Raw genomic sequence first — 6,737 nt, forward strand, 5'->3', positions numbered from 1 at the left:
CTTCTAGGTGTCGTCGAACGAATCGGTGTTGTTGAACGAATCGATCAATGCCGCTTGGATTCCGAAAGCGCGTTCGGCCGCGGCGGCAGCCGCCGCCACCAGCTGCCGCTCGAACCGGGCGGCCGGCATCCGGGCAATCGCCCCCGACAGCGTCAGATCCACCAGTGCGCCGTTACCGTCGACCACCACCGTCACCGCGCCCCCGTCGCTCGTCTCGGCCACCCGGATCGCCGCGAGCTCATCCCGCAGCGCCGACAGCCGCTCCGCGTGCCGGACCAGCCGCGCCTGCACGGCATCGATCTCATTTCCCGGAACACTCGCCTGCTCAGCCATAGGACCCCCGCACCCAGCTACCCGGGTCGTAGCCGCCGTATTGTTCGTCGGCCTCCTCCGCGAGCGCGACCTCCGCAGCCGTGGGCAACCCGAGCCGGTCCAGCACTTCACGGTCGGCACCGGCCTCCACCAGCGCGTTGCGCCGTGCCAGGCGCGCACGGTTGGCGGATTGCCGGCACAGCCGTTTGATCTCGTCGGCCAGCACATGCGGATCACCGCGTAGTGCCACCTCGTAGACCGAGATCGCGGTGGGCAGACCCAGTTCCGTGGTCTGCACGGTGACCAGGCCGGTGCGTGAGGTCGCCGAGCCGGTGAAGTATTCGGGTTCGGGCGGATTCATCGATCGATCACCGCCTTGTACACGGCCGGGGCCTCGCCCAGCGCTTCCTCGAGATGTTCGGTGGACTGCAGGAACTTCGGCCGCTTGTGCTCGCCGTCCTGACCACCCTGCCCTGCGCCCGCACCCGCGCCCGGCGCACCCGGTGATCCCATCATCGGCTGCTGGGCTCCCAACGGAACTCCGGCTCGCGGTTCCACTCCGGTGGCCTGAGTGCTGGTCTGGACCGGTATGTTCGGCCCGAACTCGCGGGCCGGTGCGAGCGGCTGCCCGGTGGGCACCCCGGCGGGGCCCGCACCCGGCGCCCCACCGCCGCCGCCGAGCCCGCCCGGGGGCGCGCCCCCGCCGAGATCCCGCAGGGCGGCCGGGATATCGGGCACCGCGGGAAGCGGCATGTTCGGGATGGCGCCTGCCTGGATCAGGTTGGTCAGCCCCTGTCCCGCCTGCTGGACGAAACTGCCCACTTGCTGCGCCACTCCGGCGAGCTGGCTCAACGGGTTCTGCCCGGTGCCGGGGGTCACGGGACCGGCCTGCGGTGTTGCGGTGGGATTCGCCGGTGTCGCGGCGGGGTTGGTGAGGCCGGGGTCGGTCGGTGCGGCCACGGGTGTCGTGCCGGGGGCGGTGTTCTGGAGACCGAGGTCGCCCGGATTCGGGACGGCGGCCGCCGGTTGCGCGGCGGGCGGCGCGCCCGGGGTGGCTCCCGGGTCCGCGGTCGGCGCGGGCTGGGCGAGCGGCGCTGCGGGATCGGCGGTCGCGCCGGGTGCCGGGGTCGCGGCGGGATCGGCGGCAGAGCCGGGGATCGCAGTGGCGGCAGGTTCCGTCCGGTCGGGGTTGTCCAGCAGATCCTTGCTGTCCTTCAGGAGCTGATCACCGGCGTCGATGTAATCCTCGGTGAGCTTCTCGGCCTGCTCAACCGTGGATCCGCGGAACTTCTCGGCGTTGTCGACAGCCTGATCGACGGACTTCCGCTGTTCGGCGGGCAAGTCTTTTCCGGCCTCGCGCAGCGCCTTCTCCGCGCGGGCGAGTTCCTTCGCGTCCTTCTTGGTCTCGGCCAGGCCGGTTTTCATATCCCGCTGCCCTGCGGTGACCAGCTTCCGCCCGTCGTCGACCTTCTCCCTCCCCTGGGTGATCAACCGCTGCCCTTGCGCCGTCAACGCATCGGCCTCCTGGATCCGCCCGGCCGCCCGCATCTGCGCAGCCTGCTGTTTCAGCTGGTTACCCTGCGCGATGAGCTGGGCGCCGTCGCCGATAGCCGTCTGGCCCTTCTGAATCTGTGTGGCGCCCTGTTCGATCTTGTCCAAGTTCTTCTGCAGGTCCTTGGCGGCCGTGTCCACGTTGCCGAAGGCTTTGTCCAGCTTTTCGTTCTGCCCGGTCGGGCCTGGGTTCGTGGGCTGAGGGGGAGCTGCGGGCCCAGCGGTCGGACCAGCGCCCGGGTTTCCTCCCGGATTCGCGCCGGGAGCGGGGTTTTCCTTGTCTCCGGGGCTGTTCTTCGGATCCTGATCGCCTGGTTTCTGCGGCCCCGCGCCGGGTTTCCTGCGGTACTCCGGGACTACCGGAACCCATGAAGCAGCCATCGGTTTCCGGTAGAGGTTCTCATAGTCGATCCGAATTACCGACAACGATTTTTGCACACTACGCCCGCCCCGCTCACCACCGTCGCCACCGTTGGTCTCGTACACCTTTTCTCTGGTGCGCCCAGAACGCGAGGTATCAACGGGCTCACCAGTTGCCGGCATATTCTTCCAGGTGGCCCAGAGCCATCCGGCGGTGTACGCGAGAACCTCACCCATACTGGTCATACTTCGAGTCAAGCCCTTCATATGCGCGATATAGGACTCAATTGCTTCGACGGCGCCCTGCTGACCACGCCCTTCCCAAAACTTCAGGGCACCGTTCATATCTTCGGTGAATTGCCCGGCCAGCTTCGTCATTTGCTGAGACATCGAGAACCACAGACGGGAATCCGCCTCCAGCGGTGCATGGTTTATCGTATCCGCCAACTGGGCCAGCGGCACCGGCATCATCGCGTCCTTCGGCGGCAGCAACGACGCGTCCTTTACGTTTCGCACTTCGACGCCGCTCTCCGGTTTATCCTTGAGGATATCTCCCGACGCTCCTATGTCGGAGGAGGCGAACCGCCGCCCCTCTACCAGGTCCGACAGTTCTTTACTATCGTATCTGTACGCCTTCTTATTATCGTCGAGCACACTATCCTCGAATTTGAAGCCATTCGCCGAATCCGCTTCGGTCCTCTGATATTCCTTGCTCGTGAAAAAGAAGAGATCCTGCATACGTTCGAATGCGACACCCAAATCCTCGAGCCCGTCGACGAGTCGTTTTTTCTCCTCGACGAACATCCCCTTCAGTTCCTGGCCGGCGAATCCTGAAATATTACCGAACTCGGCTTGCTGCACCTTCAATTGTCCCGCGTTCCGGACGATGGTTTCCAGTGCTGCACTCGCCCCTTCCAGCGCATGAATAGCTTTCGGGCCTACTCCCGGGTCGAACGTTATGTTCTTGCCACTGCCTTGGTTGGCGGCTTTCGCCTGCTGTACGAGCTGCTGCAGGCCATCTCGATTACCGGCCATCGTCGGCCCCCGCCGCCGGCTCCGCCCACAGGAAGCGGGTCATCCGTGGACACTCCGTCGTTCGTCGTCGACGAGCAACTGAATCTCCTCGATTTCATCGGTCAGCAGCGCCGTGAACGATGCGGTATCGGCGGCCCTGGCCGCACAGGGAGCCCGGTAGACGATGGTGTAGCGACCATCGTCAGCGAGATCACGCCAGCCGACGGCACGCCGGCCCCGACCAGCGGGACCGAATATCGAACGCCCTTGAATCACATCGATCGAACCCGCTCCGGTGATCGGTTTGTCCAGGTAACCCGAGTGGTTCTCCGTCGCGCTGTCATCGAACGAGTCCCGGAATTCCGATCGTCCGTAGCCGTAATCGATCCCTTCAGTTATGTCCTGCGGCCCGTCAGGGTCGGGAAGCGGAACCATCGCTTGCCGACCGGGCCCCAGGGCGGGGAGAAAGCCGACGATATCCGCTGCCCAGGCAGCCGGGTTGTGCTCGGATACGGTGAAGCCGGCCGCGTGAAAGATACTCTTCCCCGGGCGCTGCCGCACGGTGAAGCAGCGCCCCCCGGCGCTCGCCGCATAAACGCGAATCGCCCGCTCGTCACCGGTATCCGGCGCTGTGATTCCGAATATCTCCACAACGATTTCGGGCCGGGTCAACGCGAGAAGAACGGCATCGAGCTCTGGATCGTCCTGCGTGTTGATCTCTGCGGCTACACGCCGACGGGCAGTCATATAAGCATCGTGGGATTCGATGTCGGTGGTGATGATAAGCGGATTCGGCAGCCCTTCCCCGGTCAGGCCCTCCCAGCGCACAGCGAACTCGAGATAGTCGAAGTTCCAGGTGCCGATCGACCCGCCCATCGCCCACACTCCTTGGTCAGTGAACGTTTGCTTTTCATGCTTCCAGCGGGGGCAATGAGACTTCCCACAGCAGGGGATAACGTGGAGGCGGGGGCGAGAAAGGCGTTCAGGTCCGCTCGTCGCGAATGGACGCCACGACCTGCGCGACCGCGTTGTTCACCGCTGCGGTCAGGACTTTCGCGTCTACCGCTGTAGCGGCATCCGGTCGCTCTCCGGCCAGTGCGTAACGGCCGTCGTCCACCACATCGCGCCAGCGCAGGGTCCGCCGGGCGATGCCACGGGGACCGTAGCGCGAACTGCCCTGGACCACATCGATCGTGCCCTCCGACGCGGTGGGTAGTCGCAAGAACCGGTTGCCGCGCGTTCGTACGGCCGTATCGAGCTCGAAACCCACCCTCGGCAACACGATCTCACCGCGCCGGCCGGGGGCGGCAGCGGGCAGGGCCGTGACCACCTGCGTCGCCAATTCCACGGCGTCACCTTCGGTGATGCGGAAACCCCCGCCCCGGCGGGCCGATTCGCCCGGTAACTGGGTCACCAGGTATCCGGTGGGTCCCTGCCGGACGCCCAGCATCCGTATCTGACGGCTCGGTTCGCCGGATGCGCGCCGATCCGCGCCCACCACGGTGATCCGCAGATCCGGGTGGGCCAGGCAGGCGAGGACCGGCTCGGGCAGCCCGCCTCCGCGGGCCCGCAGTTCCTCTGCGGTCGCCCGCTTCCGGCGTTCGGAGTCGGCGAGCAGACGGGTTTCGGAGATGTAGAACAGCGGTTCGGGCAGGAACTGCTCGCCCGTCCTCTCCCAGGAAACCACGAACTCGAGCGCGGTCAGTGCCCATGTCCGGCTCATCGGTCGATCACCGGCCGGTACACCGGTGGCAGCTGACCGATCGCCTCGTTCAACGGTTCTTCGGATTCCGGGTAATCCGCGGATTTGTGTTCTTGCTCGTCCTCGCCGTCGCGGCGGCGGCCCGCCACCGGTCCGGACGCGCCCGGCCCACCGGGGACCCCACTGCGCGAGCCGGCCCGCACCGCATCGTCCGGGCCGATTCCGGCCCGGGCCATGGGGCGGGCCGCGGCCGGGCGCTGCACCGGCTCGGCGGCCCGGGCGGGTGCCGCGCTACCGGAACCCGGCCCGGTAGCGCCGACCCGGCCTGGAAAAGGCCGCGCATTCGACGGATTGCCGGTGGCCTGCGTGGGGCCCGGTCCACCGAGATACGGCGCGACACCCGGGCCCCCGACCGATGAGTCGGGCCCGACCGGTGATCCCGGCTGGTCGCCGGTTCGCGGACCTGGCCCGGACGGATCGAGTCCGCGTTCCGCCGGGCCGAGGTCGCCGGCGGGGTTCCCGAGATTTCCGGCACCGGGATTCGCCGGATCGCCGAGATCCCCGGAACGGGGAGTTCCCACGGAATCTCCGAACACCGGGCCGGCGTCCGGGAGGTCGCCCGGGGTACTGGCCCCAGGCCCGGGCAGGTCGTCGGCGGGCAGCGGATCGGCGCCGTCGACGGGTGGACTCGCATCGGGATCGGCGGGTCCGTCCGGGCCGAATTCGGCGATATCGCCGACGATATCGTCGTCGCGCCCCGGTCGCGGGCCGGCACCGGGCCGGTCGTTGTCGGTGAGGTCGGCGCCCGGCCCACTGGGCGGCGCCCCCGGAGGCGGGGAACCGCCGTTTCCGGAGATCATCGACGTGGGCTGAGGGAGTTTCGGCAGCTGGACCGCCGCCCCCAGCGGTCCGGTGTACAGCGCCTGCATGAAGGACTGGTAGACCGGCGTCATCGTGAATTTGACCAGTTCGTCGACATCGGTCGTTTGCGGCATCGCGCCGGCGGTCTGCCCGAGCGCGTCCCTCGCGTCATCGAGTTTGGCCACGATCCCGGACATGGCGTCGAGCAGGTTGTTCACGTCGTCGGCGTATCGGCGCGCCGCCGCGAACGCCCGATCGCCCCCTTCCCCACGCCACTGGTCCTGTTTCGACCCGACCGCGGTATCGAACACGCCGAACGAGTTACGCAATGTCGCCGCCATCGTGGTCCACAGCTCCGAGGTCGCGTTCACCGAAACTGTGTTTATTCCGGCTCCGAGCTCGAACAGCTCGTCGAACGTCATGGATTGCGGATCGACCCACCCCACCTCGACCTTCTCGGTGTCGGCGTCCCGCAGAAACGACTTCTCCGGTGCTACGAGCACGTCCCGCACGCCCTCGGGTAGCGGCATGTGCATGATGGTCTTGCTCAGCGAATCCGACGAAAGGTATTCGGTGTATCGGTAATGGGTTCCGACAGCGCGCAAGGTATCAGCCATATCGGTGAGCACCGTGAGATGGGAGTCGAGCACATCGGCCAGCCCCCGCGCGGTCTTGACGCCGAAGGTCCGGGCCACATCGGCGCCGTCCGGCAACGGGCTCACCTGCTGAATCGGCACCGCCCGCGCCATCTCCTGCACCCCGCGTATCCAACCGACGAGGTCGTACACCGCGGAGTTCAGCTTGTTGAAAACCTCCTCGTCGATGAGGATCTCGCCGTTCGCGGCACTGCCCACCAGGCCCTGCCAGGTCGTCCCACCACCGGCCATCCAGAATCCACCTCACTGCACCCGAGCCTCGAATTCATCTTCCCGACCCC

General features: G+C 66.9%; 7 protein-coding genes. 1 reads left to right on the forward strand and 6 read right to left on the reverse strand.

Going from position 1 to position 6,737, the window contains the following annotated elements:
* Positions 1-3: 3 nt before the first annotated feature.
* From IU448_RS20780 to IU448_RS20790, 3 genes are read right to left on the reverse strand one after another with little or no spacing between them, the layout of a single operon-like run.
* The gene (locus IU448_RS20780) at positions 4-333 is read right to left on the reverse strand and encodes a YbaB/EbfC family nucleoid-associated protein (protein WP_195057307.1); all 330 of its coding nucleotides are present in this window, start codon (positions 331-333) and stop codon (positions 4-6) included.
* Positions 326-673: a hypothetical protein gene (locus IU448_RS20785; RefSeq protein WP_195057308.1), complete on the reverse strand. Its 348-nt coding sequence runs from the start codon at positions 671-673 to the stop codon at positions 326-328. The genes IU448_RS20780 and IU448_RS20785 overlap by 8 nt, the downstream gene beginning before the upstream one ends.
* Entirely contained in the window at positions 670-2,004 is a 1,335-nt protein-coding gene (locus tag IU448_RS20790; RefSeq protein ID WP_195057309.1) for a hypothetical protein, read from the reverse strand. Before IU448_RS20790 ends, IU448_RS20785 begins: the two co-directional genes overlap by 4 nt.
* Before the next feature lie 486 nt (positions 2,005-2,490).
* On the opposite strand from IU448_RS20790, the gene IU448_RS20795 reads away from it, so the two are divergent.
* The gene (locus IU448_RS20795) at positions 2,491-3,057 is read left to right on the forward strand and encodes a hypothetical protein (RefSeq protein ID WP_195057310.1); all 567 of its coding nucleotides are present in this window, start codon (positions 2,491-2,493) and stop codon (positions 3,055-3,057) included.
* A 240-nt stretch (positions 3,058-3,297) separates the two neighbouring features.
* Here the strand turns inward: IU448_RS20795 and IU448_RS20800 are convergent, their stop codons facing one another.
* The 3 genes from IU448_RS20800 to IU448_RS20810 all read right to left on the reverse strand — a co-directional run bounded on the left by IU448_RS20800 (position 3,298) and on the right by IU448_RS20810 (position 6,687).
* Positions 3,298-4,065 (reverse strand): ESX secretion-associated protein EspG, encoded by a 768-nt coding sequence (locus tag IU448_RS20800; protein ID WP_195057311.1) that lies wholly within the window; start codon positions 4,063-4,065, stop codon positions 3,298-3,300.
* Between the two features lie 154 nt (positions 4,066-4,219).
* Positions 4,220-4,960, reverse strand: a complete 741-nt coding sequence (locus IU448_RS20805) for an ESX secretion-associated protein EspG (protein WP_195057312.1) — start codon at positions 4,958-4,960, stop codon at positions 4,220-4,222.
* A complete protein-coding gene (locus IU448_RS20810; RefSeq protein WP_195057313.1) occupies positions 4,957-6,687 on the reverse strand; it encodes a hypothetical protein in 1,731 nt (576 codons plus the stop codon). Before IU448_RS20810 ends, IU448_RS20805 begins: the two co-directional genes overlap by 4 nt.
* Positions 6,688-6,737 lie beyond the last annotated feature (50 nt).

Source organism: Nocardia flavorosea, assembly GCF_015477805.1.
In the GTDB taxonomy this organism is placed as follows: Bacteria; Actinomycetota; Actinomycetes; order Mycobacteriales; family Mycobacteriaceae; genus Nocardia; species Nocardia flavorosea_A.

Excerpts from the sequence above, each read along its gene's own strand:
- IU448_RS20780 (WP_195057307.1), bottom strand. The coding sequence starts at position 333 with ATGGCTGAGCAGGCGAGTGTTCCGGGAAATGAGATCGATGCCGTGCAG.
- IU448_RS20785 (WP_195057308.1), bottom strand. The coding sequence starts at position 673 with ATGAATCCGCCCGAACCCGAATACTTCACCGGCTCGGCGACCTCACGC.
- IU448_RS20795 (WP_195057310.1), top strand. The coding sequence starts at position 2,491 with ATGCGCGATATAGGACTCAATTGCTTCGACGGCGCCCTGCTGACCACG.
- IU448_RS20805 (WP_195057312.1), bottom strand. The coding sequence starts at position 4,960 with ATGAGCCGGACATGGGCACTGACCGCGCTCGAGTTCGTGGTTTCCTGG.
- IU448_RS20810 (WP_195057313.1), bottom strand. The coding sequence starts at position 6,687 with ATGGCCGGTGGTGGGACGACCTGGCAGGGCCTGGTGGGCAGTGCCGCG.